This is a genomic window from Halococcus dombrowskii (genome assembly GCF_022870485.1).
Lineage (GTDB): Archaea > Halobacteriota > Halobacteria > Halobacteriales > Halococcaceae > Halococcus > Halococcus morrhuae.
Window position 1 is genome coordinate 1,638,903 of the sequence record NZ_CP095005.1, and the last position, 26,808, is coordinate 1,665,710.

Annotated in this window: 25 protein-coding genes and 1 tRNA gene; 16 read left to right on the top strand and 10 right to left on the bottom strand. The window is 65.9% G+C overall.

Annotation, left to right across the window (positions count from 1 at the left end; all coding sequences use genetic code 11):
* Nucleotides 1-61: 61 nt before the first annotated feature.
* Complete coding sequence (locus MUK72_RS08530) at nucleotides 62-487, top strand: DUF8009 family protein (RefSeq protein WP_244698909.1); 426 nt, start codon at nucleotides 62-64, stop codon at nucleotides 485-487.
* Nucleotides 488-525: 38 nt separating this feature from the next.
* Nucleotides 526-783 carry a hypothetical protein gene (locus MUK72_RS08535; protein WP_244698911.1) on the top strand — a complete coding sequence of 86 codons (258 nt, stop codon included), beginning with the start codon at nucleotides 526-528 and terminating at the stop codon, nucleotides 781-783.
* A 21-nt stretch (nucleotides 784-804) separates the two neighbouring features.
* Here the strand turns inward: MUK72_RS08535 and MUK72_RS08540 are convergent, their stop codons facing one another.
* Nucleotides 805-1,725, bottom strand: a complete 921-nt coding sequence (locus tag MUK72_RS08540) for a DMT family transporter (protein ID WP_244698913.1) — start codon at nucleotides 1,723-1,725, stop codon at nucleotides 805-807.
* Nucleotides 1,726-1,814: 89 nt separating this feature from the next.
* On the opposite strand from MUK72_RS08540, the gene MUK72_RS08545 reads away from it, so the two are divergent.
* The gene (locus MUK72_RS08545) at nucleotides 1,815-2,432 is read left to right on the top strand and encodes a ribonuclease H family protein (RefSeq protein WP_244698915.1); all 618 of its coding nucleotides are present in this window, start codon (nucleotides 1,815-1,817) and stop codon (nucleotides 2,430-2,432) included.
* Between the two features lie 414 nt (nucleotides 2,433-2,846).
* A complete protein-coding gene (locus tag MUK72_RS08550) occupies nucleotides 2,847-3,764 on the top strand; it encodes a biotin--[acetyl-CoA-carboxylase] ligase (RefSeq protein ID WP_244698919.1) in 918 nt (305 codons plus the stop codon).
* Here the strand turns inward: MUK72_RS08550 and MUK72_RS08555 are convergent.
* Nucleotides 3,761-4,258: a universal stress protein gene (locus MUK72_RS08555; protein WP_244698921.1), complete on the bottom strand. Its 498-nt coding sequence runs from the start codon at nucleotides 4,256-4,258 to the stop codon at nucleotides 3,761-3,763. The genes MUK72_RS08550 and MUK72_RS08555 overlap by 4 nt on opposite strands.
* A 25-nt stretch (nucleotides 4,259-4,283) precedes the next feature.
* The gene (locus MUK72_RS08560; RefSeq protein WP_244698923.1) at nucleotides 4,284-5,318 is read right to left on the bottom strand and encodes an amidohydrolase family protein; all 1,035 of its coding nucleotides are present in this window, start codon (nucleotides 5,316-5,318) and stop codon (nucleotides 4,284-4,286) included.
* Nucleotides 5,319-5,691: 373 nt separating this feature from the next.
* Here MUK72_RS08560 and MUK72_RS08565 point away from each other — a divergent pair, with 373 nt between their 5' ends.
* Entirely contained in the window at nucleotides 5,692-7,080 is a 1,389-nt protein-coding gene (locus tag MUK72_RS08565) for a hypothetical protein (RefSeq protein ID WP_244698924.1), read from the top strand.
* Here MUK72_RS08565 and MUK72_RS08570 read toward each other — a convergent pair.
* Nucleotides 7,068-7,559: a DUF7528 family protein gene (locus tag MUK72_RS08570; protein WP_244698926.1), complete on the bottom strand. Its 492-nt coding sequence runs from the start codon at nucleotides 7,557-7,559 to the stop codon at nucleotides 7,068-7,070. The genes MUK72_RS08565 and MUK72_RS08570 overlap by 13 nt on opposite strands.
* A gap of 112 nt (nucleotides 7,560-7,671) precedes the next feature.
* Between MUK72_RS08570 and MUK72_RS08575 the strand changes: the two genes are divergently transcribed.
* Nucleotides 7,672-8,388: a DUF7117 family protein gene (locus MUK72_RS08575; protein ID WP_244698928.1), complete on the top strand. Its 717-nt coding sequence runs from the start codon at nucleotides 7,672-7,674 to the stop codon at nucleotides 8,386-8,388.
* Between the two features lie 155 nt (nucleotides 8,389-8,543).
* Complete coding sequence (locus tag MUK72_RS08580; RefSeq protein ID WP_244698930.1) at nucleotides 8,544-9,218, top strand: lamin tail domain-containing protein; 675 nt, start codon at nucleotides 8,544-8,546, stop codon at nucleotides 9,216-9,218.
* Between the two features lie 12 nt (nucleotides 9,219-9,230).
* Here the strand turns inward: MUK72_RS08580 and MUK72_RS08585 are convergent, their stop codons facing one another.
* Complete coding sequence (locus MUK72_RS08585; RefSeq protein WP_244698933.1) at nucleotides 9,231-10,175, bottom strand: bifunctional methylenetetrahydrofolate dehydrogenase/methenyltetrahydrofolate cyclohydrolase; 945 nt, start codon at nucleotides 10,173-10,175, stop codon at nucleotides 9,231-9,233.
* Between the two features lie 126 nt (nucleotides 10,176-10,301).
* Here MUK72_RS08585 and MUK72_RS08590 point away from each other — a divergent pair, with 126 nt between their 5' ends.
* Complete coding sequence (locus MUK72_RS08590; protein WP_343749940.1) at nucleotides 10,302-11,075, top strand: SDR family NAD(P)-dependent oxidoreductase; 774 nt, start codon at nucleotides 10,302-10,304, stop codon at nucleotides 11,073-11,075.
* 153 nt (nucleotides 11,076-11,228) lie between these two features.
* On the opposite strand, the gene glyA is transcribed toward MUK72_RS08590, so the two are convergent.
* A complete protein-coding gene (gene glyA, locus MUK72_RS08595; protein ID WP_244698935.1) occupies nucleotides 11,229-12,473 on the bottom strand; it encodes a serine hydroxymethyltransferase in 1,245 nt (414 codons plus the stop codon).
* A 110-nt stretch (nucleotides 12,474-12,583) separates the two neighbouring features.
* Between glyA and MUK72_RS08600 the strand changes: the two genes are divergently transcribed.
* Complete coding sequence (locus tag MUK72_RS08600; protein WP_244698952.1) at nucleotides 12,584-14,290, top strand: YcaO-like family protein; 1,707 nt, start codon at nucleotides 12,584-12,586, stop codon at nucleotides 14,288-14,290.
* Between the two features lie 442 nt (nucleotides 14,291-14,732).
* On the opposite strand, the gene MUK72_RS08605 is transcribed toward MUK72_RS08600, so the two are convergent.
* Complete coding sequence (locus MUK72_RS08605) at nucleotides 14,733-15,875, bottom strand: DUF63 family protein (protein WP_244698956.1); 1,143 nt, start codon at nucleotides 15,873-15,875, stop codon at nucleotides 14,733-14,735.
* A 98-nt stretch (nucleotides 15,876-15,973) separates the two neighbouring features.
* On the opposite strand from MUK72_RS08605, the gene MUK72_RS08610 reads away from it, so the two are divergent.
* Entirely contained in the window at nucleotides 15,974-16,243 is a 270-nt protein-coding gene (locus tag MUK72_RS08610) for a DUF8072 family protein (RefSeq protein ID WP_244698959.1), read from the top strand.
* Nucleotides 16,244-16,338: 95 nt separating this feature from the next.
* Here MUK72_RS08610 and MUK72_RS08615 read toward each other — a convergent pair.
* Nucleotides 16,339-16,422, bottom strand: a tRNA-Leu gene (locus tag MUK72_RS08615).
* A gap of 85 nt (nucleotides 16,423-16,507) precedes the next feature.
* Between MUK72_RS08615 and MUK72_RS08620 the strand changes: the two genes are divergently transcribed.
* Together MUK72_RS08620 and MUK72_RS08625 are read left to right on the top strand one after the other, a co-directional pair.
* Complete coding sequence (locus MUK72_RS08620) at nucleotides 16,508-17,074, top strand: DUF309 domain-containing protein (protein ID WP_244698962.1); 567 nt, start codon at nucleotides 16,508-16,510, stop codon at nucleotides 17,072-17,074.
* Between the two features lie 54 nt (nucleotides 17,075-17,128).
* Nucleotides 17,129-17,959 (top strand): M14 family metallopeptidase, encoded by an 831-nt coding sequence (locus tag MUK72_RS08625; RefSeq protein WP_244698965.1) that lies wholly within the window; start codon nucleotides 17,129-17,131, stop codon nucleotides 17,957-17,959.
* On the opposite strand, the gene MUK72_RS08630 is transcribed toward MUK72_RS08625, so the two are convergent.
* Both MUK72_RS08630 and MUK72_RS08635 read right to left on the bottom strand, forming a co-directional pair.
* Entirely contained in the window at nucleotides 17,960-18,409 is a 450-nt protein-coding gene (locus tag MUK72_RS08630; protein WP_004056053.1) for a UPF0179 family protein, read from the bottom strand.
* 48 nt (nucleotides 18,410-18,457) lie between these two features.
* Complete coding sequence (locus MUK72_RS08635) at nucleotides 18,458-18,844, bottom strand: DUF5820 family protein (protein ID WP_244698968.1); 387 nt, start codon at nucleotides 18,842-18,844, stop codon at nucleotides 18,458-18,460.
* A 264-nt stretch (nucleotides 18,845-19,108) separates the two neighbouring features.
* On the opposite strand from MUK72_RS08635, the gene MUK72_RS08640 reads away from it, so the two are divergent.
* The 4 genes from MUK72_RS08640 to MUK72_RS08655 are packed head-to-tail and all read left to right on the top strand — an operon-like array spanning nucleotide 19,109 to nucleotide 26,757.
* On the top strand, nucleotides 19,109-21,184 hold the full coding sequence (locus tag MUK72_RS08640; protein WP_244698970.1) for a PrkA family serine protein kinase: 2,076 nt from the start codon (nucleotides 19,109-19,111) through the stop codon (nucleotides 21,182-21,184).
* Nucleotides 21,184-23,472 carry a PrkA family serine protein kinase gene (locus tag MUK72_RS08645; RefSeq protein ID WP_244698975.1) on the top strand — a complete coding sequence of 763 codons (2,289 nt, stop codon included), beginning with the start codon at nucleotides 21,184-21,186 and terminating at the stop codon, nucleotides 23,470-23,472. Before MUK72_RS08640 ends, MUK72_RS08645 begins: the two co-directional genes overlap by 1 nt.
* Nucleotides 23,463-24,773, top strand: a complete 1,311-nt coding sequence (locus MUK72_RS08650) for a YeaH/YhbH family protein (protein WP_244698978.1) — start codon at nucleotides 23,463-23,465, stop codon at nucleotides 24,771-24,773. The genes MUK72_RS08645 and MUK72_RS08650 overlap by 10 nt, the downstream gene beginning before the upstream one ends.
* On the top strand, nucleotides 24,766-26,757 hold the full coding sequence (locus MUK72_RS08655; protein ID WP_244698981.1) for a SpoVR family protein: 1,992 nt from the start codon (nucleotides 24,766-24,768) through the stop codon (nucleotides 26,755-26,757). The genes MUK72_RS08650 and MUK72_RS08655 overlap by 8 nt, the downstream gene beginning before the upstream one ends.
* Nucleotides 26,758-26,808: the final 51 nt, after the last annotated feature.

Genomic DNA, 26,808 nt, shown 5'->3' on the forward strand with positions numbered 1-26,808 from the left:
CGTTCTGCGTTCGCGACGATCCGGCCGTGGCGTTTAGTGCGCACGTCGCCAATCGCCGTCGATGGCGTCCGACGACTACCGCGACATCCGTTCGATCGCCGTCCATCGGGAGGACGTCGTGACGGCCCTCGAAGCGAACCGGCGAGGCGATTCTGGGGCGGTGCTGCGGGTGACGCCGCCGTTCAGCGGGCGGATGCGTGCCCGACTCCACGTCGAGCACGACGGCGAGTACGATGCGACTCCAACACCGATCCACATTCCACCGTCGCGACTCGTCGCCGATCCGCCCGCGTATCCGACACCCGACGCGACCGAGAAGCGCCTGCGGAACGATGCCGACGCCGACTATACTGTCGAGCGCCACCACGAGCGTCACGCGGCGGCGGTGGCGGACTGGCGCGAGGGCGTCGCGGACGCTATCGTCGAGTCGGTCACGCTCGACGGCGCGTCCGGTCCCCACCGAGTCGCCGTCGCGGCGCTCGGCTAGTCGGCACGCTTTATTCGTCGGCCCGCACAGCACATGCCATGAACGATGAACGATCGATACTCAGCCACGAGGAGCGCGCGGTCGCGGCCGCGCTCGCGGCGGGCACCGACCCGGTGACGATCGCCGACGAACGGGACAGCTCCGTCACGGAGATCGAGGCCGCCATCGATCGCATCCGCGAGAAGACCGAGCGCGCGTTCGCCACACTCGCCGAAAGCCCCTTCACGAACGATCTCGCCGCCGATCTCGATCCCGACCGCCGTACCGAACTCCGTGCCGCGCTCGACGACGCCTGACTGCACTCGTTGGCGATTCGCTCACTCGCCGGAGAGAACGCCGCGGAGCCGTGGGAGTTCGTTGGCGATGGCACGGCGCTTCAGGAGGACGAACCCGGCGAAGATGATCACGAAGCCGACGACGGTGATGGCGTCGATGACCTCGCCGAGAAAGAGCGCACCCGTGAGCGCCGCGAACACCGGCGCGACGTAGGAGACGAGGTTGATCTCGACCGGGCCGAGCCGGGAGAGCAGATCGAAGTAGATGAGAAAGCCGATCGCGCTCGCGCCGACCGAGAGATAGACGAGCGCCGCGACGCCGGGAACGGCGATCGAGACGTCGGCGAGCGATTCGGCCGAGAGCGCGCTCGCGGCGTGTAACACGACGGCACCGAGCACCATCGACCAGGCCTCCATCGTCGGTGTGGGCAGCGACGCGGAGACCCGCTCCGTGAAGACGCTGCCGAGCGCGAAGGAGACGGCCGCCGCGAAGACGAACGCCTTCGGGACGAGATCGCCGCCGAGGAGGCTCTCGGGCGTCGGACGCGTCAGGACGGCGACGCCGACCAGTCCGAGGAGGATGCCGACGACACCGACCGCCGAGAGGCGCTCGCTCGGGAGGAACGCGCGGGCGAACGCCGGCGTCAACACCGGCGAGAGGCTGACGATGACCGCTGCGACGGCGCTCGTGGTGTTCTGCTCGCCGATGAACAACAGCGCGTGATAGCCCGCGATGATGAACACGCCACCGACGGCGACGAGCAGCCACTCTCTCGTACCCTGTGGTCGCAGGCGGTCGGTCACGACGGCCGCGTAGCCGAGCATGATGACGGCGGCGAGATCGAAGCGAAACGCCGCGAACAGAACTGGCGGGAAAAAGGACAGTCCGGCCTTGATAGCCATGAACGCGGTGCCCCACAGCCCCGCGAGAACGACGAACGCGACGAAATTGCGATAGCGCATGACCGATCTCCGATTGGCCGTCGTCTGAACGTTTCGCTCTCGGCACGTGCCGCCGTATCGTTTAAGTTAGGAGGGTGCCAATTCGGTGCATGGCCGCCTACGGTCGGCCGACATTACGTGATCTCTTCGACGACTCGCCCACCCCGCACATCGCCCACCCGCCGCGAACCCATCACCGTGGGTTCTACGTCGCCACCGACGGCTCCTTTCGAGCCACGGGCGGCGGTCTCGGTGTCGTCATCGAAACCCGCGACGGCGAGCGCGTCGCACGGATCGCCCTGCCGGACCACGCGCCGGACAACAACGTCGCCGAATACCGTGCGCTCCACCTCGGTCTCGACGTACTCGCTGCCAGAGCGCCGCGCGACGCCCGCATCGGCGTGCTCGTCGATCACGATGTACTCGCGGCCAACGCCAACCGAACGCTGCTCGCGACCGACGACGGCTGGCGTCCCGACGAACCGCTCCCGGTGCCCGAACGCTCCAGGAACCACTGGCGCGGCATCCAGGCACGCCTGCACGGGTTCGACGACTGCCGAGTCGCACGCATTCGGAGCGCCGAAAACCCCGCCCATCCGCTCGCGAACGCCCCACGGCAGTACAGCCACGTCAACGACGAAGCGGACCGCTGCGTGCTTCCGACCGCCATCGACACCGACGAACTGATCCCGCCGCCCTCGCGCGCCGATCGCCCTGCGAGTGACTAAAACCCACTTTTTTAGACGGGGTTGAGCGCGCCGCAGGCGCGCGATACCTCCGTCTAAAAACCTGTTCTGCCGAACGAAGTGAGGCAGAGCTTGGAAGACGAGCGAAGCGAGTCTTCCAGTGGACTAAAAACATCCGCTCGCTCACTTCGTTCGCTCGCGGCGAACCGCGCTCGTTTCACTCGCGCGGATGCCAACTTCTTCCGCCAACCGTGCAACACCGCAGAAGCCCTCGCTCCCTCACGTTCGTTCGGTCGCTCGCCCTTCATCCGCCAGGAGAGCAAACTCTCCTGAGCCTCGGCTCGCGTCGCTCGCCGAGACGCCAGGACCGCACCGCAACCGCGCCACGGCCGTCGACCGCGTGCTTCGGCAATCGCCATCGGCCATCATTTATCCGTCGGCGATCGTAGCCGCTCCATGAACGAAACGCGCCGCGCGGTGCTCGCTGCCATCGCCGACGAGGCGGTATCCGGACCCGATCTCGCGGCCCATCTCGGCGTCTCGCGCGCAGCAGTCTGGAAACACATCGAGACGCTGCGCGAGGCGGGCTTCACGATCGAGAGCGACGGCGGCTATCGGTTGATCGAGGTCCCCGACTACGGCGGTTCGGCGATCGAGTTCGATCTCGATGCCCCGTTCACGGTCGAGTATCACGACAGTCTACCGAGCACGAACGCTCGCGCGCGCGAACTCGCCGCCGAGGGCGAAACGGACGTCGCGGTGATCGCGAACGAACAGACCGGCGGCCGCGGGCGACTCGATCGTGCGTGGCGCTCGCCGCCCGGTGGCATCTGGTTGAGCGTGCTCTGCCGTCCCGATCTGCCGCCGGCCCACGCCCCCGTGCTGACGCTCGCGGCAGCGGTCGCAGTCACGAAAACCGCCCGGGAGCACGGCGTCGAGGCGGGTATCAAGTGGCCGAACGACGTGCTCGTCGGGGACGAAGAAACGAAACTCGCGGGCATCCTCACCGAGATGGAGGGCGAGGCCGACCGCGTCTCGTGGGTCGTCGTCGGTATCGGCATCAACGTCGATCCGACGGGACTCCCCGAGGATGCGACCGGGTTGTGCGCCCACGTGGACGACATCGATCGGCGCGCGTTCGTCCAGGGCCTCCTCGAACGGTTTGATGCGCTCCGTGCGGACCCGGAGGGAGCGCTCGCGGCGTGGCGCGAGCACGCGCTCACGCTGGGCCGACGGGTGCGCGTCACGACCGGTAACGAGACGATCGTCGGGACGGCACGCGACGTGGAGTTCCCCGGTACGCTGGTCGTCGAGACCGATGACGGGTCGGTGCGCGTGCACGCCGGCGACTGCGACCACCTGCGTCCCGCCTAAGAATCGGTGTCAGTATCGGTGTCGGTATCAGCATCGGTATCGATATCGGCGTCGTCGACGTCCGAGCGCTTCGGCACGCGGACGGTGAGGACGGGGATTTCCGAAGTGCGGACGACGCGCTCGGCGACGCTGCCCAGGAGGAGGCGATCGATGCCGCCGCGGCCGTGCGTGCCCATCACGATGAGATCGCAGTCGGTCCCGTCGGCGTAGTCGACGATCTCGGCGCTCGGGCGACCATCGAGCAGAACGCGCTCGGTGAGGTGATCGCCGACGTGCTCTGCGGCCCGATCGAGCGCCGCCTCGCCCTGCTCGTTCATCATCGCGTCCAGCCCGCCGATGGCGGTATCACCCGGCAGCCCGGTGTAACCCGCTGTGTTGATGACGTACAGCGCGTGGAGCTCGGCGTCGTGCGCCGCGGCGAGACCGCTGGCGTGATCGAGAACGGCATCGACCTCCGGCGAGCCGTCGGTCGGCACGAGGATACGCTCGTACATAAATCAGTGTTCGCACCTGTTCGTGTTAACTGTTGTCACCGTTGTCGGTGGGAATCACTACCCGCTCGACATCGCCGACACCGGCCCGACGGACCACCGCCCGCACCGGATCGCGTGCGCCAGCGAGGTTGTGCGAGTCGCCGTCAAGCACGCACAGCCGTGCCGTGTTGCCCGTCTCGATCGCCACGTCCATATCGAGGAGTTCCGCGCCGTTGATCGTCGCCATCCGCAGGATTTCGTTGGCCGAGAGGTCGGTAAGCTTCGCGGTGAACTCCATCTCGCGGAACATCGAGGCGCTGTTGAGCATCGCGTTGTCGGTCCCGAGCGCCACGGTCGTGTGCTCGGCGAGCTCCGCGATCGGTGGGAGGCCGACACCGGTCACGAGGTTCGAGCGGGGGCAGACGACGACCGGCCAGCCCTCCTCGTCGAGCCGGTCGAGATGGTCCGACTGGGCGTAGACCATGTGGACCAGGAAGTCGGGATCGAGCGCGAACGCCGCGTCGATGTCGTCGGCATCGCGCTCGCCGGCGTGGATGCCGAACAGTTTTCCTGCCTCGCGGGTCGCCTCGCGCTCGTCGGCGAAGTCGGCGTCGCGTGCGCCGCTCGCGCCGAACCCGTCGCTGGCATCCATCGCCGCGATCGACTCGCGGCCGAGCACCGTCGCGTCGACGGGCACGTCGGTGAGTGCGTCCTCGATCGCGCGCACACCGTCGACGCCACCCTCGCGGAACTCGCAGAAGGCGGCCGTCCCACCGTCGTGCATGAACTGGATCGTTCGCTCCATCGCGGCGACGAGCTCCTCGTGGCTCGCTTCCCGGAGCAGTCGGTGTTTCAGGCCGTCAGGGGGTGCGACGAGTTCGTCGAGGTTCAGCCCGCCGCCGGCTTCCTTGGCGATCGAGTCGCCGATGTGGGTGTGCGCGTTGACGAACGCCGGCGAGACGATCCGATCGACGTCGGTCGTGGTCTCCTCGATGGCTTCGATGCGGCCGTCCTCGACGACGATGCGCCCCTCGATCGGCTCGAACTCGTGGCCCCTGAGTATCGTACCCTCGATTTCCATGCCCGCGTTCGGTTGGCGTTCGCCTTGAATCGCACTGTCGTTAGCGCTCACATACTCATCATTGTGATCGGCGCGCGCTCGTGCTCGTGTGCGAACGAAGTGAGCACCGAGCGCGAACACTGCGCGAGGGATGAGCGAACGAGCGTAGCGAGTGAGCGAATCGGCTGGGGAGGTATGTGGGCTGTTGCGGTGCGGTCGTATCCGCGCGAACGCAGTGAGCGGGGTTCACCGTGAGCGAGGCCGAAGGCCGAGCGAACGGTCCTTTTTAGTCCAGGTTTTTGCGACGAGTGGTGCGCGAGCGCAGCGAGCGCACCCGAGGAGTAAAAAAAGTGGGACGAAAGCCATTAACCCCCTCCGCGTACATCTGGGTGCGATGGCCGGTGGTAAGCGTCGTGCGTCGTTGTTCTCGCTGCGTGAGATCCTCGCCATCGGGTGGGTGACGACCGCGACGGTGGTGTTTTTCAACGTCTTCCTCAAGTACGTCAATGGCCAGTTGCTCGGCAACGCCCGCGGTGTGCCGGAGTTCTGGCCGATCAGCATCTTCGCGTTTCGGATCGGTGGGTTGCGCCCCGGCTGGGCGATTCCGACCCTGATCGCCGCGGTCGTCGTGTTCGCGCTGGCGGTGGTGTATCTCCATCGCGGTGGCACCAGTATCGTGCCGATCGTGGTTGCCGGAGTCGTGCTGGTGGTACTCACGAACCTACTGCACGGGATCAATCACGGGTTCGTCGCGCCGCTGGCCACGCGCGAGGGCTACTATCAGCTCGCGCCGCAGATCGCCGACCCGCTCGCGTTCGTCGGGAGCTACGAGGCGAACCAGCTGTCCTACGTCGTGCACGCGAAGACCCATCCGCCGGGAGCGGTGCTCACGTTCACGTTTCTCGCCGGGCTGTTCGGCTCGCGTGCGGCCGTCGCGCTCATCGTCGCGCTCGTCTCGGTGCCGATCTCGGCATACCTGTTCTACCGATTGATCGGGACGTACTACCGACGGAGCGTCGCCCAGTATACCACGCTGCTGTTCGTGCTCCTCCCGGCGGTGCAGATCTACTATCTGGCCTCGCTCGACGCGCTCATCACGACGCTGGTGCTCGCCACGATCTATCTGTTCACCCGTGAATCGCGCTGGACGACCCTCTGTGCGTTCGTCCCGCTGCTCGTCGTTTCCTTCCAGCTGTTCCTGTTCGTCTTCGTGCTCCCCGTGCTCGCGGGGATCGCGTTCTTCAGGCGGGAGAAGATCGCCCCGCTGGCGGGGATCGTTCTCGGGATCGGTGGATTCTATCTGCTCGTCGACGCGACGCTCGGCTACAACTACGTCGAGAGCTTTCTCATCGCCTCGAATCAGCAGAACCCCGGCGGGTTCATGCTGCTGGCCGAGCCGGCGCGCTACGTCTTCACCCGGTTCGAGGACGTCGCCGAGCTCGCGCTGTTCCTCACGCCGTTTCTGTGCCTGCTCGCGGCGCGCGGGTTGGGCGCGCTCTGGAGGGACGTGGGCGGTCGACGACTCGCGTCGAACACCCGCGAGCGCGAGCCGTTCGTGATGGCTGCGGTCGCCTTCGTCGGGTTCGTCGCGCTGCTCGCGGCGGGCGTCTATCACACCGGCGAGACCGCCCGCGGCGCGATGTTCATGTATCCCTTCCTGTTGCTCCCGATCGCGGCCGCCATCGATCGCATCGACGCGACGTGGCGGGCGAAGGGGCTGCTCGCGGCGGCGGTGTTCGGCCAGTCGCTCGTGATGCAGCTGATCGGCAACTATCTCTGGTGATCCTTCGCGCCGGTCAGGGGTTGTCGGGCGACGAGCGCGCAGCCGAACCCGGGGTGCTCGGCGAGGTGGCGCACCACGAGATGGCGTCGGCTGCCGGTGAGACCTGACTGTTCGATGTCGTCGGCGGTGAACCGTTCGGGTAGCGACTCGTACAGTTGTCGCAGTTCGTCGAAGCGGTCGAAGACCTTGCGGTGGCCGGACGAATCGGCACCACGTCGTGCGACGACGTACGAGCCATCGGAGCGGTGCGTGCCGACGGTATGGACGAACGTGTGGTGCTCGGCCAGCGCCCCGTCGAGCGCGCGGCGCAGCGAGGCAGCGGCATCCCTCCCGAGTTCGTGTGAGCGTCCGCCAAGCGAAACAACGACCGTTTCGTCCGTCGTCCGGACCGTTACCTCATCGCCGGAGAATTTCTCGATCAGGAGCGTGCTGACTCCGTGCCATACGCTCTCTGGACTCCACAGCGACTTAAATCCCATCGACGGTTTCGACGGTGGTTTGCCAGCGGGTATCCCGGCACGTCGATCGCGGACCACCAGCGTTGGTCCGGCGGATACCCGTGCTTTTGAGTGCGGCAGTCCTATCGTGTCCATGCGCATCCGTGGCGAGCGCGAGTGCAAGGACTGCGGGACGCGGTGGTCGTACTACGAGACCGGGACGCCGGACTGTCCGAACTGCGGCAGCCTGCACAGCGTCGGCGTCGGCGATCGTGCCCAGCACACCGCAGGCACGGCCACGCTCGATCTCTCGCCGGCGCGCAACCTGCTCGGCGATAGGGATGGGGACGTGCGCGCCGCGGCCGAACGAGCCACCGAGGACTGCCGGACGTTCACCCGCCAGCACGGCTTCATCGACGCGGGCGAGCTCGCACCGCTCGACGAGACCTACGTCGGCGCACTCGAACTCCGCGCGGTCGCCGACGAACTCGCACGCGCGATGCGGACCGACGACGCCGAGGAGGCGTACTTCCTCGCGCTGTTGGGGGGCGTCGACGATGGCGAGCGCCCCGCACCCACCGAAGTCCCGGAATCGCTCCGGGCAGCCCGCGGATTGGCCGCGGCGAAAGCCGTCCAGGAGTATCGTAGCGACGCGGGTTCGTATCTCGACGACCACCCCGACGAGGCGGTGCGGGCGGCGTTCGGCACGCTCGGCGAGCACCGGAAACGGATCGAAGCGCTCGACGGCGACGTGCCGCCCACAACCGCCGACCGCCTCGTTCGCGTCGCACGTGAACTGGGCACCTATCTTCGCGCTGGCGACGAGAGTGCACTCGTGACTGCCCGCGACCGCCTTTCACGGCTCGGATGAGTCGGCACCGAGCCGCGTCATCGTTTCATTACCGTCCGCTGAGTGGTGGCAGTACCCATGTCAGCACAGATCCTTCGTCACGCCTGCTATCCGTACACAGGCAGTGATCTGGATAAGTAGACAGCCTTTTAGTATTGTATTACTTAAGAGTGAGTATGTCTGATAGCACGGATAGCTTCGGGAGACGTACGTTTCTGTACGGTGCGGGAAGCATCACGCTCACGAGCGTGCTTGCTGGCTGTAGTGGCGGTTCAAGCGGCGACAACGGCTCCGGAAACGGAACGGGAACGGAGGGTGGGGCCGCCACGGAGGCCGCAACCGACACCGAAAGCGGGACCGAACTGACGGACGGCGATACCGACACCGACACTGATACCGAAACGGAAACTGACAGCGACACAGAAACGGAAACGGATGCCGATACCGACACCGGAACTGAAACCGAGGAGTCGGAGACGGACGACGATGACGACGACGAAAACTACGGGGGTCGCGATTCCGAGCGTCTGACGTACGGCGAGATTCGGCAGCAGCCGCCGAGCACGCTGGACAATCTCAACCAGGAGTACGTCGAGCTTATCAACGCGAGCGGATCGACGATCGATCTCTCGGGCTACACTCTCACCTACGGCGACGGCGCGAAGTATACCTTCGACGATGGTTTCCAACTCGATGTCGATCAGCCCGTCACCGTTCACACCGGTAGTGGCGACGACAGCGACACCGACGTCTACGTCGGTCGCGACGAGGTCGCCCTGGACTACCAGGGCCCCGACAAGGTCACGGTGAAGAACGCGGACGGTACCGTCGTGCTCGAAGCGACCGCCTGAACGACGGATTTCTCACGGCAGGGAGACGTCGACGTCCTCCTGCTGGCTCGCGGCCTTCACGGTGTTGTAGAGCAGCATTGCGCGCGTCATCGGGCCGACACCGCCCGGCACAGGGGTGATGGCGCTCGCCTTCTCCTTCGCCGAGTCGAACTCGACGTCGCCGACGAGTTCGTACCCCTTCTCGGTGTCGTCAGAACTCGACGAGTTCTGACTGCTCGACGAGCGTTGCTCGTCGGTGTCGGCATCGACGCGGTTGACGCCGACATCGATCACCGTCGTGCCTTCCGAGAGCATCGAGCCGTCGACGAGTTCGGGCGCGCCGACCGCCGCGACGACGATGTCCGCTCGCCGAGTCTTTTCGGCGAGGTCCTCTGTCCGGGAGTGACAGACGGTGACGGTAGCGTTGCCGCCGTCGGTCTTCTGCATGAGGAGGTTCGCGAGCGGTTTGCCGACGATGCGCGAGCGCCCGACGATGGTGACGTCCTTCCCTTCGGGATCGACGTCGGCCGCGTCGAGCAGTTTCTGCACGCCGTGGGGCGTACAGGGTTTGAATCGGGCGTCGCCGGCGACGAGTCGGCCGACGTTCTCGGGATGGAACCCATCGACGTCCTTTCCTGGATCGATGCGTCGGATGACCTCCCGGTAGTCGATCTGGTCCGGAACCGGATCCTGGACGAGGTAGCCATGCACCGCGGGATCGTCGTTGAGGTCGTCGATTGTGTCGTAGAGCTCGTCGGGCGCGGCGTCGCCGTCGAGCTCGACGTGGATGCCGTTCATCCCGACCTCCTCGCAGTCGCGCTGTTTCATCGAGACGTAGGTCTCGCTCGCGGGGTCGTCGCCGACCAGCACCGTCGCGAGACCGGGCGTGACGCCCGCATTGTCGAGCGTGTCGACGCAGTCCTCGAGATCGCCGCGAATCCCGTCGGCGACGGCGTTGCCGTCGATGACGTTCGTCATAGAGGGCAGCGGATTGCCGCACTAATCAACACTCGGGTCCGGTGATCCACACGCCTAACCGGCTGCCGATGCGTCCGATTCGGCAAAACGAAACCATGATATATATTGAACGCTTATTCAGTATCGATGGCAGACAGTACCAGTTTGAGCGGATTCGAGGACGCAGTCGCGATCGTGACCGGCGCGAGCTCGGGCATCGGCCGTGCGTCGGCCGAGCGCTTCGCCGCCGAGGGCGCAAGCGTGGTCATCGCCGACGTCGATCGTGAAGGCGGCGAGGAGACCGTCGAGCGCATCGAGAACGACGGCGGCGAGGCGATGTTCGTCGATGTCGACGTCTCCGACGAGTCGTCGGTCGAAGCGATGGTCGAGGAGACCGTCGACACCTACGGCGGACTCGACATCGCGCACAACAACGCCGGCATCAGCCCGTCGTACGCGCCGACGGCCGACGTCTCGGTCGATGACTGGGAGCAGGTGATCGACATCAATCTCACGGGTGTCTGGCAGTGTCTCAAGGCCGAACTCCCCGCGATGGTCGAGAGCGGCGGCGGTGCGATCGTCAACACCGCCTCGATCGGCGGGCTCGTCGCCAGCGGTAGCGCACCCTACACCGGTAGCAAACACGGCGTCGTCGGACTCACGAAGACTGCCGCGGTCGAATACGGCGGTCAGGGCGTTCGCGTCAACGCCATCTGTCCGGGCGTCGTCGAGACCCCGATGCAGCAGCAGGCGAGCGAGGACTCGACTGAGGCCGTCGACGCAGTCACCGAGGCGCAGGCGCTCAATTGGATGGCCGACCCCGCAGAGATCGCCAGCGCCGCCGCATGGCTCTGCTCCGACGAGTCATCGTTCGTGACGGGCCATCCCCTCGCGGTCGACGGCGGACTGGTCGCCCAGTAATCCTCACGGATCGGGCCGTACAGCACCGAGCGGGCGAACACGAGCATCGCTATTATTTCACATCGTCCGAGCTACCTGTTATTGGCAATTATTGTTTCGATGAGGATTGCGTCGCCGGCAGATGATGCTGGTCGAAAACAGTAGCTGAACGTGTCAGTACAGGGGGTGACGGTCGACGAGTGCATCCACGTCGGCCGAGACTTCCTCGCGGACGCCCTCGTCGTCGGGGGCATCGATGACGCGCGCGATGCAGTCGGCGACCTCCCGGCAGGCCTCGGCGTCGAAGCCACGGGTGGTGAGCGCGGGCGTGCCCGCACGAATCCCGCTGGCGACGAACGGGCTGCGGGTCTCGCCGGGCACGGTGTTGGCGTTCAGGACGATGCCGGTCTCCTCTAGGGCCTCCTCGACGTCCTTTCCTGTGGTGTCGGGATGGGAATCACGCAGATCACAGAGCACGAGGTGGGTGTCGGTCCCGCCGGAGACCAGCGAGAGCCCGTGCTCCTGCATGCGGTCGCCGAGCGCTTCGGCGTTGTCGACGACCTGTTCGATGTAGTCGTCGAACGCGGGATCGAGCGCCTCGCCGAAACCGACGGCCTTGCCGGCGACGTTGTGCATCAGCGGCCCGCCCTGCATACCGGGGATGATCGCCGAATCGATGTCGTCGCCGTACTCCTCGCGGGCCATCACGATGCCGCCACGGCCCGCACGGATGGTCTTGTGCGTGCTGCCGGTGACGAAATCCACGGTGCCGACGGGCGAGGGATGGGCTCCCGTCGCGACGAGGCCGGTGATGTGGGCGATGTCGGCGAGATGGTAGGCGTCGACCGCGTCGGCGATCGCCTGGAAGCGTTCCCAGTCGACCTCCCGGGGGTAGGCCGAAAAGCCCGTGACGAGCATGTCGGGTTCGAACTCGCTGGCATGGTCCTCGATCTCGTCGAAGTCGAAGCGCCCCGTATCGGGGTCGACTTCGTAGTGTTCGACGTCGTAGACCTTCCCGGCGAAGTTCAGCGGGTGGCCGTGCGAGAGATGGCCGCCGTGCGAGAGATCGAGCGAGAGGATCTTGTCGCCAGGTTCGAGCGCGGCGTGGTAGACCGCCATGTTCGCCTGCGAGCCGGCGTGGGGCTGGACGTTGACGTACTCGGCCCCCCAGAGCTCCTTCGCGCGATCGATGGCCAGCTGTTCGACCTCGTCGGCGTACTCGCACCCGCCGTAGTAGCGCGACCCGGGATAGCCCTCGGCGTACTTGTTGGTGAGTGCGCTGCTCTGGGCCTCCATGACCGCCTCACTGACGTGGTTCTCGCTCGCGATCATCGTCAGCGTCTCGCGCTGGCGGTCGACCTCGCCGGCGAGCGCGTCGGCGACTGCCGGGTCCGTCTCGCGTACGTGCTCGTACTCCATACCTCGGTTCCCGGCCCCATCATCAATACAGTATCGGTACGACAACGCCCAGCACGATCGTCGGCCGCCGCAAACGCCGGGTCTTTTTCGACGGGGTGCGTGGCTCGGCCATGAACGTCGGCATCGTTGGCTCCGGTCCCGCCGTCGAAAGCATAGAGATTGCACTCGACGACATCGAAACACACCGAATCGACCCGGATGCTATCCCCGAAACGGACCTCGCAGTCGTCGTCGAGACGGCGGGTGCGACGATCTTCGGGGAAGCGAACGAACTCGCCCGTGAGAGCGCGACGCCGTGGCTCGTGGTCGAGCTCGGTGGCGTCGGCGGCCAAGCGACCTGCGAGGCTGCCATCACCGGGTTTGGCCCCGAGACGGCCTGCTACGACTGCCTGCGTACGCGCGTCGCGGCGAACGCGGACGACACCGATGAGGAGAACGATCCGAGCATTGATCTCGCGACTGCCCGGCTGGCCGGCGCACGCGCGGGCTACGAGATCAGCCGACTGCTTGCAGGTGACCGATCCGCAGCGATGGGTGGCGTCGTCGAACTGCCACACGCCGAGCGACGACTCCTGCCGGTGCCGGACTGCGATTGTGCCGGCGATCGGGATCGGGAGCTGCGACGCGGACACGAGGATCGCGGGCTCGACGACGCGCTCGGGCGGGCTGAGGCCGCACTCGACGAGCGCGTCGGCATCGTCACCGAGGTCGGCGAGATCGCTTCCTTCCCTGCACCGTACTATCTCGCGCGAGTGGGCGACACTTCAGAATTCAGCGACGCGAGCGCGGCGAGCGAGGCCGCCGGCGTCGCCGCCGACTGGGATCGTGCGTTCATGAAGGCGCTCGGCGAGGCGCTCGAACGGTACAGCGCCGGCGTCTATCGTACCGGGGCGTTCGAGCACGGCGCGTCGACGGAGGTCGAGGGAGCCGTCACGCCGTCGTCGTTCGTGCTGCCGGAAAGTGCAGAGACGGATGCGGGAGCGTCGATCCCGTGGGTTCCCGGCGAGGACCTTGCAACCGACGAATCGCTCCGTCTGCCGGCCGAATTCGTCCAGTTCCCGCCGCCGGAACACCGCCACGGGCCGTCGATCACCACGGGGTTGGGGCTGGGAAACTCGGGTACCGAGGCGCTCCTCTCGGGGCTCACAGAGGTCGTCGAGCGTGATGCGGCGATGGTCTCGTGGTATTCGACGTACGACCCGCTCGGGCTGGCGGTCGACGACGAGGGGTTCGAGACGCTCGCCCGGCGTGCGCGAACGGAGGGACTGACCGTGACGCCCGTGTTGCTCACGCAGGACGTCGACGTTCCGGTGGTCGCCGTCGCCGTCGAGCGTGACGAGTGGCCGCGGCTGGCGGTCGGGTCGGCGGCGGGGTTCGATCCCGACGAGGCTGCGCGGTCGGCGCTCGCCGAGGCGCTCCAGAGCTGGATGGAGCTGCGTGCGATGGGTCCCGATGAGGCCGCCGAGGCCGAGGGTGAAATCGGCCAGTACGCCGATACACCCGGTGCGGCGGCAGAGTTTTTCGCCGTCGGAAGCCGCGTTCCGGCCGCGAGCGTCGGGCCCGAGACGGTGCCGACGGGCCAGGACGCGCTCGATACGCTGGTCGATTGCGTAACCGAGGCGGGGCTCGATGTCTACGGCGCGCGACTCACGCCGAGAGACGTCGGATCGCTCGGCTTCGAGGCCGTGCGCGTGCTCGTGCCCGATGCACAGCCGCTGTTCACCGACGAGGCCTTCTTCGGCGAGCGCGCCAGCGAGGTGCCGGACGCGCTCGGGTTCGAGCCACGACTCGACCGTGCGTTCCATCCGTATCCCTGAGCTGGCTGGCGGTTGTCGCGTGGTGGCGACAGCGGTGCGGTCCTGGCGTCTCGGCGAGCGACGCGAGCCGAGGCTCAGGAGAGTGGTTCGAAAGACGCGAAGCGTCTTTCGTCATCACGAGAGAGCTTCGCTCTCTCGAACGACTATGCTCTCCTGGCGGATGAAGGGCGAGGCTCCGAGCGTAGCGAGGGGCCGAGGGCTTCTGCGGTGCCGTGGAGTCTGTGGTTGCGGTGGTGTGCTGGTGGAGCGTCCGCGCGAGTGGAGCGAGCGCGGTTCGCCGCGAACGAGCGCAGCGAGTGAGCGGACGTTTTTAGTCCACCGGAAGAGCTCCGCTCTTCCGAGCCTTCGTTCGCCTTCGGCTCACGAAGACAGGTTTTTAGTCGGGGTCCTCGGCTCGCTCACCCCGTTCGCTCGCCTCGAACCCCGTCTAAAAAAGTGGGTTTTAGATACCGAACGTCGCCCGGAGCATGTCACGGGTCCCGGGCCCGAGCCCGACGACGAGCACCGCGAGCATCAGCAGGTAGGAGTAGCGCGGGCTCTCCTCGAAGATCGTCTCGTCGAACAGCCAGATGACGCCGGTGGCGAGGACGAGCTTCACGAGCAGGAACGGCCAGGAGTCGCCGATGACGTCGATGATCGACGGGGGGAAGACCGTCGTGGTGGCACCGACGATGATGGCGTTGATCGGGTGTTTCGCGCTGTACTGGAAGGGGAGCCCGATTGCCTGCGCCCAGTCCGAAGCCAGCACGTTCGCCACGCCGTCGACCGCCTGCGCCCAGAGGATCGCTAGCCCGATGAACCCGGTGCCGGCGTTGAGCGCCGGTGCGAGTCGGTCGATCGCGTAGTAGATGCCGACGGCGAGCCCCGAGGCGATGGCGAGCGTGAGCACGAGCATCTGCGGGTAGAAGGCGACGAACTCGGTCGAGTAGGAAAGAAAGGCGAGATAGGCGAGCGTCACGACGAGTGCGATCGTGCCCATCCCGGCGAGCGCCGGTTCGAACTCGGAGATGACGTCACGGCGGGCGAGGCGGAGGCTGAGGAGGATGGCTACGAGCGTGACGACGAAGACGGTGAGATAGATGACGGGGCTGATGATGAGCGCGTTCGCGGGATAGGAGATGGCGGCGGTCGCGTCGGCGGGGACGGCGTCGTTGGCGTCCTCGACCACTCGGAGCGCACCCCCGAACAGCGTGAACGGGATCAGCGCGAAGAAGAGTCGACTGTCGGTGCCGATGCCGAGCCGGCGCACCAGTAGGAGCACGCCGGCGAGCATGAACAGCAGGACGATGGCGTAACCGGCCTCGGAGACGAGCGTGTAGCCCGGCTCGGCGACGGTGAGGCCCTGTGCCGCGGCCGCGCGGCAGGTCTCGCTTTCGGCGAAGCGGCGGACCACTCCATCGGCACGGACTGCACAGAGGGCGTTGTGGGCGTCGGCGTCGATCGGCCCCCAGAAGTATTTCCAGAGAAAGTTCGTATAGACCGCCCGCGGGAAGGCGAGCGCCCCGGCGGCGATGGCGAGGACGCCCACGACGGCCGCCGCGAGCCACGCCCGCACGGGGTCGACCCGGTCCGCTATCGAAGCCATGTTCGGGTGGGTACACGCCCGCCGTTTGACGGTTCCGATTGGGCGCGTCGCTCTCGGCAATGGATGGCTTTACGGCCACGCCCCGCCTCCCTCCGCCGATGAACACACTCGCGAAACGAATCCACAACATCGCGCCCGACCCCGTCCACGTGACCTTCGCCGACGACTCGACGGCGACCTTCGAGATGCAGAGCGCCGAGTTCTTTCAGGAAGAGTTCCAGGGGGTTGCCACACCGCTCGACGGGGATCGCGAACACCGCATCGTCGCCGGCGGCTCCGACACCGACGAAATCGTCGTCGGCCGCGAGCGCGACGACGGCGGCTTCGAGGAAGTCGGCGCGATCGTCGCAGTCGAACCTGCCGAGTGAGGTTTTGAAACAGTAGTTGCGAGGGCAAGACGCTCCATCTTGCCCGCACTTTTCGCGCCAGCAGGCGCGCACGTGCCACACGATACGGCACGCAGTGCGAGGGACAGGATTTGAACCCGTGGACCTCTACAGGAGCGGAGCTTGAATCCGCCGCCGTTTCCAGACTTGGCTACCCTCGCACGCAGTTTTCCCTGGCTGTGGCGAGCGTTAAAGCGTTGCGGACGGCGGCGCAAGCGTTAGGCAGCCGCTCGCCGGAGGGCGAGTATGGACGACCACACCCGCGACCCCTCCGTGGGGCCGCCACGTGGAAACCCGGCCGGGTGGCATCCGGCCGGCACGGTCGCTGGTGACGGCGAACGGGACGGCGTTGCGGGCGGGCAGTGGGAACACGCCACCCTCCGGCGAGCGCTCGATCACGGCGTGCGCCTCTACAATTCGGGCGAGTTCCACGACTCGCACGATTGTTTCGAGGCTGAGTGGTACAACTACGGCAGCGGAAACACTGAATCGAAGTTCCTGCACGGGATGGTCCAGGTCGCGGCGGGCGCGCACAAAAAGTTCGATTTCGAGGACACCGTTGCGTCGGAGACGCAACGAGCAGACGGCGAAGCCGTCGACGAAGCGGGGATGCGCTCGCTCTTTCGGACGGCACTCGACTACTTCGTCGGCGTGCCAAACGACTTCTACGGGGTCGATCTGCTCGACGTTCGCACGACCCTGACGAACGCGCTGGAGGAACCGAGCGCCCTGGAGGGCTGGACGATCCGTCTCGACGGCGAATCGCCGATAGCACGCCCAGTGGATCGCGAGTACGTGGCGGCACTCGACTGACCGCCCATCCGGGTACCGCGGCACTCAAAAAGGGTGGGTGAGTAGTGTGGGTAGATGCGAATCGAGCAGTTGGGCGACGGCGAGCCGGAGATCGCCGTCGTCGGTGGCATTCACGGCGACGAGCCGTGTGGCGTGCGCGCGGTCGAACAGCTCATCGAGCGAGATCCCGACGTCGAGCGACCCGTCAAATGTATCGTCGCCAACGAGGAGGCGCTCGACCGTGACGTGCGCTACACCGACGCCGACCTCAACCGGGTGTTCCCGGGCGCTCCCGACGCCGACACCCACGAGGAGCGACTCGCGGCGGCCCTGTTGGCGGAGCTCAAGGGCTGTACGACCCTCTCGATGCATTCGACCCAATCCTACACGGGCACCTTCGCCGTGCTCGCCGAGGAGACGATGGCGCTTGCCCAATCGATCTGTCCGTATCTCACCCTCGATGCAGCCGTCGACACGAGCGCGTTCACCGAGGGCCGACTGATCGAACACGAACCCGTCATCGAGGTCGAGTGTGGCTATCAGGGCTCCGCGGGGGCCACCGAGCACGCCAGCATGATCGCCGAGGAGTTCCTCGCGGCGCTCGGCGCGCTCCCCGGCGGCGAGCCACACAACGAGGGCGTGCCGCTGTACCGACTCACCCACCTCATCCCAAAGGGTGCAGCCGAAGCTTACGACGTGCCGGCGACGAACTTCGAGCGCGTCGCCGCCGGCGAGACCTACGCGACGATCGATGGAGAAGAGCTCGTCGCCGACGAACCGTTCTATCCCGTGTTGATGTCGCCCTATGGCTACGAAAACGAGTTCGGCTACGCCGCGGAGCTCGACGGACGATTGGGTGGGTCGGCCGCCGGCGACGAGCGCGACCGGCCGGAAACGCCGCGGTAGCTACTCCTCGGCCGGTGCGAACTCGACGAGCGAGAGCTCGCGATCGAGATGGCAGTAGTCGTGTGGCGGGTCGCCGATGACCTCTTGAATGCGATATTCGGTGTCGAACGCCGCGCCGGCCGGCTCGCAGTATTCGTGGCTCGGACAGCCGGTGTGGGGACAGGGGCCGTCGAGTTTCGCCTTGCTGCCCGCGTAGGCGCTTTTCGGCGACACGTTCGCCATCACGGGTGCGGGCTCGACCTCGACCGCCTGGACGCCGGTGTCGTGGACGCCACATTCGAGGGTCTGGGTGTTCTCGCGGACGCTCGTGACGCGGTATTTCGTTCCCTCGGTGAGGTTGAGACACTGCTCGCGATAGGGACAGCCTTCACAGGCGCTGGCTTCGCCCTCGTAGGTGAACTCGGTGCCGACGTCGGCGAGACGCGTGCCGACGAGCGTGACCTGTGACATGGCCCGTTCTACGCTGCGAACGCGAATAAGAAACACGTCTCGGCGGCATCACTCCCCCGTGAGCTCGTCGAGTTTCTCGAAGTAATCCTCGCGGGGCACCTGATAGAGCGCTCGATAGTCGATCTCGCCGTCGGCGAACCGCTCGGCGAGCGCGATGGTTCCGGCGACGGCGTCCGTCCTGGCGTCGTAGTGTTCGGCGTCGCGGTCGATCTCCGGTTCCAGAAACAGCGTGACGACCCACGGATCGGTCGGGTCGGGATCGAGTTCGCTGCCGGGGCGGCGCGAGCGCCGGCCGTGAGTCAGATAGAGCGTCGGCAGGCAGGGCGCGGGGAACTCGTGGCTGTCGAAGACGTCGGGGCGGAAGACGAGGATGCACTGGTCGGCGCTCTCGTTCCAGATCGTCCAGGAGTCGGGCAGCGCGTCGAACTCGCTCATGGGCGCTCTCGGTGGCGAGCGCCCAAATCCTCGGCGGTCGGTGCGGGCGTTGCGTACGGGGATTGTGGGGAAATATGGCAGAAGTAAGGGCAACAGTTATATGTGTTAATCCTTTTTCTCCTACTAGTATTGGTGGGTCATGCTACCGCGGTACGCTGCCGCGAACCTCCGGTACGGCTCGCCGATCTCGATGCGCCGCCCACGACCGACACGGACGACTACCGCGGTGAGCCCGCGCGTGGCTCCCGCGAGAGAGATACAACAATGTCAGGCGACACCAACACGCTCGAAGCGCTCAGCGAGGAGTACCGTGCATCGATCCCGACCGACCTCCGCACGGCACGCACGTTCCAGTGGTATCTGGACGAACTCCGCGAGGAGCCAGCGATCGCTCGCAACGCCCACCAACGCGTCGCGGACATGTTCGACTTCTACGGCAGCGACTACGACGAGGAGACGGGCGTCGTCGAGTACCATCTCGCCTCCGAGGATCCGCTCGGCGAGGGCGAGAACACCTTCTACGGCCGCGAGATCCACGAGGCCATCCACGAGTTCGTCAACAAGGCCAAATCCGGCGCGCGCGGGCTCGGGCCGGAACGACGCATCAAACTGCTTCTCGGACCGGTCGGCTCCGGGAAGTCCGATTTCGACCGGCAGGTCAGGCGCTACTTCGAGGACTACACGATGCGCGAGGACGGGCGGATGTACACCTTCCGCTGGACGAACCTGGCCGACGTGATCGCCGACCAGGACCCGTCCGACGATGTCGTCCGTTCGCCGATGAACCAAGACCCGCTGGTGCTCCTCCCGCTCGACCAGCGCAAGCGCGTCGTCGAGGAGTTGAACGAGCGCCTCGATGCGCCCTACACCATCCAGAACGAGCAGTCGCTCGACCCCGCGAGCGAGTTCTACATGGATTCCCTGCTCGGCTACTACGACGACGACCTCCAGCAGGTGCTCGAAAACCACGTCGAGGTCATCAGACTCACTGCCGACGAGAACAAGCGCCAGGCGATCGAGACCTTCGAGCCGAAAGACAAGAAAAACCAGGACGAGACCGAACTCACCGGCGACGTCAACTACTCGAAGATCGCGGTCTACGGTGAGTCCGATCCGAGAGCCTTCGACTACTCGGGTGCGTTCTGTAACGCCAATCGCGGCATCTTCTCCGGCGAGGAGCTCCTGAAGCTCCAGCGGGAGTTCCTCTACGACTTCCTCCACGCCACCCAGGAGATGACGATCAAACCGAAGAGCAACCCGCGGATGGATATCGACCAGGTGATCGTCGGGCGGACGAACATGCCCGAGTACAAGGAGAAGAAGGGCGACGAGAAGATGGAGGCGTTCAACGACCGGACGAAACGGATCGACTTCCCCTACGTGCTCCAGTACGACGAGGAGGCGAACATCTACCGGAAGATGCTCGCGAACGCCGACGTGCCCGACATCCACGTCGAACCCCATACCCTGGAGATGGCGGGGCTGTTCGGCGTGCTCACCCGGATCGAGGAACCCGACTCCGGGACTGTCGATCTCCTCCAGAAGGCCAAAGCATACAACGGTGAGATCGACGAGGCCGAGGACGTCGACGTCAAGAAGCTACGCGAGGAGGCGACCGGAACGGCCGAGATCGGCGAGGGGATGGAGGGGGTGAGCCCGCGGTTCATCGGCGACGAGATATCCGAGGCGATCATGGATTCGATGCACAGGGAGCGAGGGTTCCTCTCGCCGTTGACGACGTTCAACCACCTGGAGGGCAACCTCGAGAACCACGGCTCGATCGCCGAGGACCTCTTCGACACCTACTACCGCTACCTCGAACTCGTCCGCGAGGAGTACAGAGAACGCGCGATCGAGGACGTCCGCCACGCGCTGGCGTACGACCTCGACGAGATCCAGCGCCAGGGCGAGAAGTACATGGACCACGTGATGGCCTACATCGACGACGACACCGTCGAGGACGAGCTCACCGGGCGCGAACAGGGTCCCGACGAGACCTTTCTTCGCTCCGTGGAGGAGAAACTCGACGTGCCCGAGGACCGGAAGGACGACTTTCGTCAGGAGGTCTCGAACTGGGTCTCGCGGCGCGCACGCGAGGGTGATACGTTCAACCCGCAGGACAACGACCGCCTGCGCCGGGCCCTGGAGCGCAAGCTCTGGGAGGACAAGAAACACAACATCAACTTCTCGGCACTGGTGTCCTCGGGGGAGATGGACGACGAGGAGCGCAGCGCGTGGATCGACGCGCTGATCGAACAGGGCTACACCCGTGGTGGGGCCAAGGAGGTGCTCGAATTCGCCGGTGCCGAGGTCGCCAAAACCGAACTGGAAGACGAGTGATGAGTGACCGAGAGAGCGGCGAGAGCTACGTCACGGCGGCCGACCGCGCGCTCCAAGAGACCTACGAGGAGCCGATGAGCCTCGCCGAGTACGTGGATGCAGCGCTGTCACAGCCCCGAATCGCAGCCCACGCCGCGAAATATCTTGTCGCCGCCATCGAGGCTGCCGGGACCAGAACCGTGATCGAGGAGGGCGAGGAGACCGAACGCTACCGGTTCTTCGACGACCCGCACAACGACGGCGAGCACGCGATCCTCGGCAACACCGAGGTGCTCAACGCGTTCGTCGACGACCTGCGCTCGATCGCCGCCGGCCGGGGCAAGGACGAGAAGATCATCTGGCTCGCTGGACCAACAGCGACGGGCAAATCGGAGCTCAAGCGCTGTCTCATCAACGGGCTGCGCGAGTTCTCGAAGACAGACGCCGGCCGGCGCTACACCGTCGAGTGGAACGTCGCTGGTCTCGGCGAGTCGGCCGGGCTGACCTACGGCGGCGAGTACCGCGACGATGAGGACGATTGGTACGAGAGCCCCGTCCAGTCGCATCCGCTCACCGTCTTCCCGCCGGAGGTGCGCGCGGAGATCGTCGACGCGCTCAACGAACGTAGCGACGATCACATTCCGATCGACGTCGAGGGACGCCTCGATCCGTTCTGTCGCGAGGCCTACGATTTCCTCGAAGAGCGCTATCGCCGCGACGGGGTGCGAGACCTGTTCTCGGCCGTGACGGACAGACGCCACCTTCGGGTGAAGAACTACGTCGTCGACGTCGGGCAGGGCATCGGCGTGCTCCATTCGGAGGACGACGGCTCGCCGAAGGAACGGCTCGTCGGCTCGTGGATGGCCGGGATGGTTCGCGAACTCGATTCGCGAGGCCGCAAGAACCCGCAGGCGTTCTCCTACGATGGCGTGCTCTCGCAGGGCAACGGCCTGTTGACGATCGTCGAGGACGCCGCCCAGCACGCCGACCTCCTTCGCAAGCTGCTCAACGTGCCCGACGAGGGATCGGTGAAGCTGGACAAGGGGATCGGAATGGACGTCGACACGCAGATGATCATCATCTCGAACCCCGATCTGGAGGCGCAGCTGAACCAGCACGCTGAACGCAACGCCGACGACCCATTGAAAGCGCTCAAACGCCGCCTCGACAGGCGCGAGTTCGACTACCTGACGAACGTCTCGCTCGAAGCCGAGCTCATCCGTCGCGAACTCGCGAACGAGACCGGGATCTGGCGTGCCGAGAGCTACGAGGCGCTCGAACGGAAGATCGCCGAACCGGTCTCGGTGGCGGTGGGCGGTGACGACGACGTCACCACGGTCGAGCTTGCCCCGCACGCGGTCGGGGCGGCCGCGCTCTACAGCGTCGTCACGCGGCTCGACGCCGACGACCTCCCGGCGGGGATGGAGCTCGTCGACAAGGCGCTGCTGTTCGACCGCGGCTATCTCCAGCACGGCGACGAGCGCACCGAGCGCGAGGCGTTCGATTTCGACGACGACAGCGCTGACGGCGAGAGCGGCGTTCCCGTCACCTACACGCGCGACGTCATCGCCGATCTGCTGTACGCCGAGCGCGAGCGTCACCATGCCGATCTCCCCGTCGAGGACGTCGTCATGCCACAGGACGTCCTGGACGCGATGGCGGCCGAACTGGCCGAAGCACCGGTGTTCTCGACGACCGAGCGCGGCGAGTTCGAGAGCCGCGTCGTCCAAGTGAAAAACCAGCTGTTCGAGCGCCAGCGCGAGGACGTGCTCGAAGCGCTGCTGCACGACAAGCGCGTCGACGAGGCGACCGTCGCCGAGTACGTCGAACACGTCTACGCGTGGGCGGCGGACGAACAGGTCGAGAACGACCGCGGCGAGCGTGAGGAGCCCGACCCGCTCGTGATGAAGGTCTTCGAGACCGAGCATCTCGGACGGTTCGGCTCCGAGAGCTACGACGGCAGCCAGCCCTCGCCGGCGGTCAGGGAGTTCCGCATGGAGAAGATCATCACCGCCCTCAACCGGCACGCGTGGCACAGCCGCGACGACGAATTCCGGGCGAGCGACGTCGCGCTCACCGAGATCCCGGTGATCGACACGGTGCTCGGGAGTCACGACTGGGACGACGTCCAGCGGGCCTACGAGGACTTCGACCCGCGTCAGTGGGAGGACCCGCCCAGTGGAACCGAGACGGCGCGACTGAAGGAACAGACGATCGAGAAGATGGTCGAACTGTTCGACTACAGCGAGGCGAGCGCCGAGCTGACCAGCCGACACGTCATGGGACAGGTGAGCTACCGATGGGACTGAGGGAGGACCTCGAACGCTACCGTGAGGTCGGCGAGGATCGCCGCGAGGACCTCGCGGAGTTCATTCAGTACGGCGATCTCGGCGGGAGCGGCCCGGAGTCGGTGCGAGTACCCGTGAAGATCATCGACCTGCCGGGCTTCGAGTACGACAAGCGCGATCAGGGTGGCGTCGGACAGGGCGACGGCGACACGCCCCAGCCGGGCCAGCCGGTCGGCCAGCCACAGCCGGGCGACGAGGAGGGCGACCCCGGCGAGGAGGGCGGCGAGCACGAGTATTACGAGATGGACCCCGAGGAGTTCGCTCAGGAGCTCGACGAGCGATTGGGACTCGATCTCGAACCGAAGGGCAAGCGCGTCGTCGAGGAGACCGAGGGCGATTACACCGACGTCAGCAGGACGGGACCGAACAGCACGCTCGATTTCGAGCGGATGTTCAAGGAGGGGCTGAAGCGCAAGCTCGCGATGGATTTCGATCGCAAGTACGTCCGCGAGGCGCTCAGAGTCGATGGGATGGGGCCCGAGAGCGTCTTCGAGTGGGCGCGCGCCAAGCACCTGCCCGTCTCGCGGGCGTGGCTCGACGACGAGTACGCCAAACTCGCGGCCAGCGAGCGCACGCGCTGGTCGTCGATCGAGACGATGGAGCGAAACGTCGAGGCCGAGGACACCGCCACCCGCATCCGCAAGGAGGGGATCGATCACGTGCCCTTCCGTCGTGAGGACGAGCGCTATCGCTACCCCGAGATCGTCGAGGAACACGAGAAGAACGTCGTCGTCGTGAACATCCGCGACGTGTCGGGCTCGATGCGCGAGCAGAAGCGCGAACTCGTCGAGCGGACGTTCACGCCGCTCGACTGGTATCTGACCGGGAAATACGACCGCGCCGAATTCGTCTACATCGCCCACGACGCCGAGGCGTGGCGCGTCGAGCGCGAGGAGTTCTTCGGCATCCGCTCTGGAGGAGGAACCAAGATATCGAGCGCGTACGAGCTCGCAGCGGCGATCCTCGACGAGGAATACCCGTGGAACGACTGGAACAGATACGTGTTCGCGGCGGGTGACTCCGAGAACTCCTCGAACGACACCGAGGAGTACGTCATCCCGCAGATGGAGGCGATCCCCGCGAACCTCCATGCCTACGTCGAGACACAGCCGTCGGGCAACGCGATCAACGCAACGCACGCCGAGGAGGTCGAACGCCACTTCCACGGTAGCGACAACGTCGCCGTCGCGTACGTCAACGGACCGGGTGACGTCGTCGACGCGATCGAGACCATCCTGAACACCGAGGACGACAATGAATGATCGCATCAGCGCACAGCGAGCGGCCGAGAGCCTCGAAGAGCCGGTAAGCGAGGCCGCGAACCTCGCCCGGAAACTGGGACTCGATCCCTACCGCGTGAACTACTGGATCGTCGACTACGACGAGATGAACGAACTCATCGCCTACGACGGGTTCCAGACCAGATATCCGCACTGGCGCTGGGGGATGAAATACGACCGCCAGCAGAAACAGAACCAGTTCCTCGGCGGGAAGGCCTTCGAGATCGTCAACAACGACGATCCTGCCCACGCGTTCCTCCAGGAATCGAACAGTCTTGCCGACCAGAAGGCCGTCATCACCCACGTCGAGGCGCACGCGGATTTCTTCGCGCACAACCAGTGGTTCGGCCTGTTCACCGGCGGCGGAACGCCGGACGCGGCGGCGATGCTCGCGCGACACGCCGACGCGATCGCCGCGTTCATGCGCGATCCCGACATCGAGCGCGAGGCCGTCGAGAGCTGGATCGACACGATCCAATGTCTCGAAACGAACATCGACCGCCATCGGGCGTTCGAGAGCGCGAGCGCGGAGGACGCTCCCAGGATCGAGGACGACGACATCGCCGACCGCCTCGACGAGCTCGATCTCGGGGCCGACGTCGTCAGCGAGGTGTTCGATGACGACTGGCTCGAAGCCCAGCGCGAGGACGAGCCCTCGGGAGCGATCCCGCCCGAGCCCGAACCCGATCTGCTCGCCTTCCTCTTCCGTCACGGGATGGCCTACGACGAGGAGCGCGAGAAGGCCGTCGAGATGGAGGAGTGGCAGCGCACAGTTTTAGAATTGCTCCGTCGGGAGGCCTACTACTTCGCCGCCCAGCGGATGACGAAGGTGATGAACGAGGGCTGGGCGGCCTACTGGGAGTCGATGATGATGGGCGAGGAGAATTTTGCAGGCACTGATGAATTCCTGAGCTACGCCGACCATCAGGCGCGCGTGCTCGCCTCCCCGGGGCTCAATCCATATAAGCTCGGCAAGGAGCTCTGGGAGTACATCGAGAACTCGGTCAACCGTCGCGAGGTCTGCGAGCGCCTCCTTCGGGTGGAGGGAATCACGTGGCGCAACTTCCACGACGTGGTCGATTTCGAGACCGTCGCGGCGGCGCTCGCGCCCGATCCCGTCATCGATCGGATCGCGGGCGATGGGCTCGCGGCGTTCGATCCCGACGACCCGCGCGTCGACAGCGAGGCGCTCGCGGCCGCGAGAAACGGCGAGATCGATGTCGATCGCTATCCCTGGAAACTGCTCACCTACGAGGGGATGGCCGAGCGCCACTACTCGCTCGCCAAACCCCAGAACAGCGGGTTCCTCCAGCGGACAAGTCGCGAGGAACTCGAACGGATCTCGCGATACCTGTTCGACGATTCGCGGTACAGCGACGTCGATGAGGCGCTCGCCGACGTCGAGTACGCGGCGGGCTGGAACCGCCTGTTCGAGATCCGCGAGAGCCACAACGACGTGACCTTCCTCGACGAGTTCCTCTCGCAAGAGTTCGTCGACGACAACGACTACTTCACCTACGAGTACACGCAGGCGACCGGCGACTACCGGGCGACCTCGACGGACTACGAGGACGTGAAGAAGAAGCTCCTGCTCCAGTTCACCAACTTCGGCAAGCCCACCATCACTGTGCAGGACGGCAACTACAACAACCGCAACGAGCTGCTGCTCGCCCACCACTACAACGGCGTGATGCTCGACGTCGAGCAGGCGCGACAGACCCTCGAACGCGTGTTCGACCTCTGGGGACGGCCGGTGAACCTCAAGACGATCGTCAAGGAGCTCGACGATCACGATCTCGAGGTCGCGAAACGCCGCGAGCGCGAACCCGATCCCGACGAGCGCGGCAAGCTCATCCGCTACGACGGTGAGTCGTTTACCGTCGAGGATCTCCCGTGGAGCGAGGTCGAAGGGATCGCCGCGACGGACGTCGATTACGACACGAAGCCCGACGAGTGGCTCGCGTGAACGCCCGACCGCCGACGGCGATACTGTCCCATCCGAAAGGGCTATCGTTCG

Bases quoted from the DNA above. Each gene is read 5' to 3' on its own strand.
- MUK72_RS08575 (WP_244698928.1), top strand. From the start codon at position 7,672: ATGCGCATCCGTGGCGAGCGCGAGTGCAAGGACTGCGGGACGCGGTGG.
- MUK72_RS08565 (WP_244698924.1), top strand. From the start codon at position 5,692: ATGGCCGGTGGTAAGCGTCGTGCGTCGTTGTTCTCGCTGCGTGAGATC.
- MUK72_RS08530 (WP_244698909.1), top strand. From the start codon at position 62: ATGGCGTCCGACGACTACCGCGACATCCGTTCGATCGCCGTCCATCGG.
- MUK72_RS08620 (WP_244698962.1), top strand. From the start codon at position 16,508: ATGGACGACCACACCCGCGACCCCTCCGTGGGGCCGCCACGTGGAAAC.
- MUK72_RS08560 (WP_244698923.1), bottom strand. From the start codon at position 5,318: ATGGAAATCGAGGGTACGATACTCAGGGGCCACGAGTTCGAGCCGATC.
- MUK72_RS08610 (WP_244698959.1), top strand. From the start codon at position 15,974: ATGAACACACTCGCGAAACGAATCCACAACATCGCGCCCGACCCCGTC.
- glyA (WP_244698935.1), bottom strand. From the start codon at position 12,473: ATGGAGTACGAGCACGTACGCGAGACGGACCCGGCAGTCGCCGACGCG.
- MUK72_RS08550 (WP_244698919.1), top strand. From the start codon at position 2,847: ATGAACGAAACGCGCCGCGCGGTGCTCGCTGCCATCGCCGACGAGGCG.
- MUK72_RS08545 (WP_244698915.1), top strand. From the start codon at position 1,815: ATGGCCGCCTACGGTCGGCCGACATTACGTGATCTCTTCGACGACTCG.
- MUK72_RS08650 (WP_244698978.1), top strand. From the start codon at position 23,463: ATGGGACTGAGGGAGGACCTCGAACGCTACCGTGAGGTCGGCGAGGAT.
- MUK72_RS08645 (WP_244698975.1), top strand. From the start codon at position 21,184: ATGAGTGACCGAGAGAGCGGCGAGAGCTACGTCACGGCGGCCGACCGC.
- MUK72_RS08655 (WP_244698981.1), top strand. From the start codon at position 24,766: ATGAATGATCGCATCAGCGCACAGCGAGCGGCCGAGAGCCTCGAAGAG.
- MUK72_RS08540 (WP_244698913.1), bottom strand. From the start codon at position 1,725: ATGCGCTATCGCAATTTCGTCGCGTTCGTCGTTCTCGCGGGGCTGTGG.
- MUK72_RS08585 (WP_244698933.1), bottom strand. From the start codon at position 10,175: ATGACGAACGTCATCGACGGCAACGCCGTCGCCGACGGGATTCGCGGC.
- MUK72_RS08635 (WP_244698968.1), bottom strand. From the start codon at position 18,844: ATGAGCGAGTTCGACGCGCTGCCCGACTCCTGGACGATCTGGAACGAG.
- MUK72_RS08555 (WP_244698921.1), bottom strand. From the start codon at position 4,258: ATGTACGAGCGTATCCTCGTGCCGACCGACGGCTCGCCGGAGGTCGAT.
- MUK72_RS08580 (WP_244698930.1), top strand. From the start codon at position 8,544: ATGTCTGATAGCACGGATAGCTTCGGGAGACGTACGTTTCTGTACGGT.
- MUK72_RS08640 (WP_244698970.1), top strand. From the start codon at position 19,109: ATGTCAGGCGACACCAACACGCTCGAAGCGCTCAGCGAGGAGTACCGT.
- MUK72_RS08605 (WP_244698956.1), bottom strand. From the start codon at position 15,875: ATGGCTTCGATAGCGGACCGGGTCGACCCCGTGCGGGCGTGGCTCGCG.
- MUK72_RS08630 (WP_004056053.1), bottom strand. From the start codon at position 18,409: ATGTCACAGGTCACGCTCGTCGGCACGCGTCTCGCCGACGTCGGCACC.
- MUK72_RS08570 (WP_244698926.1), bottom strand. From the start codon at position 7,559: ATGGGATTTAAGTCGCTGTGGAGTCCAGAGAGCGTATGGCACGGAGTC.
- MUK72_RS08535 (WP_244698911.1), top strand. From the start codon at position 526: ATGAACGATGAACGATCGATACTCAGCCACGAGGAGCGCGCGGTCGCG.
- MUK72_RS08600 (WP_244698952.1), top strand. From the start codon at position 12,584: ATGAACGTCGGCATCGTTGGCTCCGGTCCCGCCGTCGAAAGCATAGAG.
- MUK72_RS08590 (WP_343749940.1), top strand. From the start codon at position 10,302: ATGGCAGACAGTACCAGTTTGAGCGGATTCGAGGACGCAGTCGCGATC.
- MUK72_RS08625 (WP_244698965.1), top strand. From the start codon at position 17,129: ATGCGAATCGAGCAGTTGGGCGACGGCGAGCCGGAGATCGCCGTCGTC.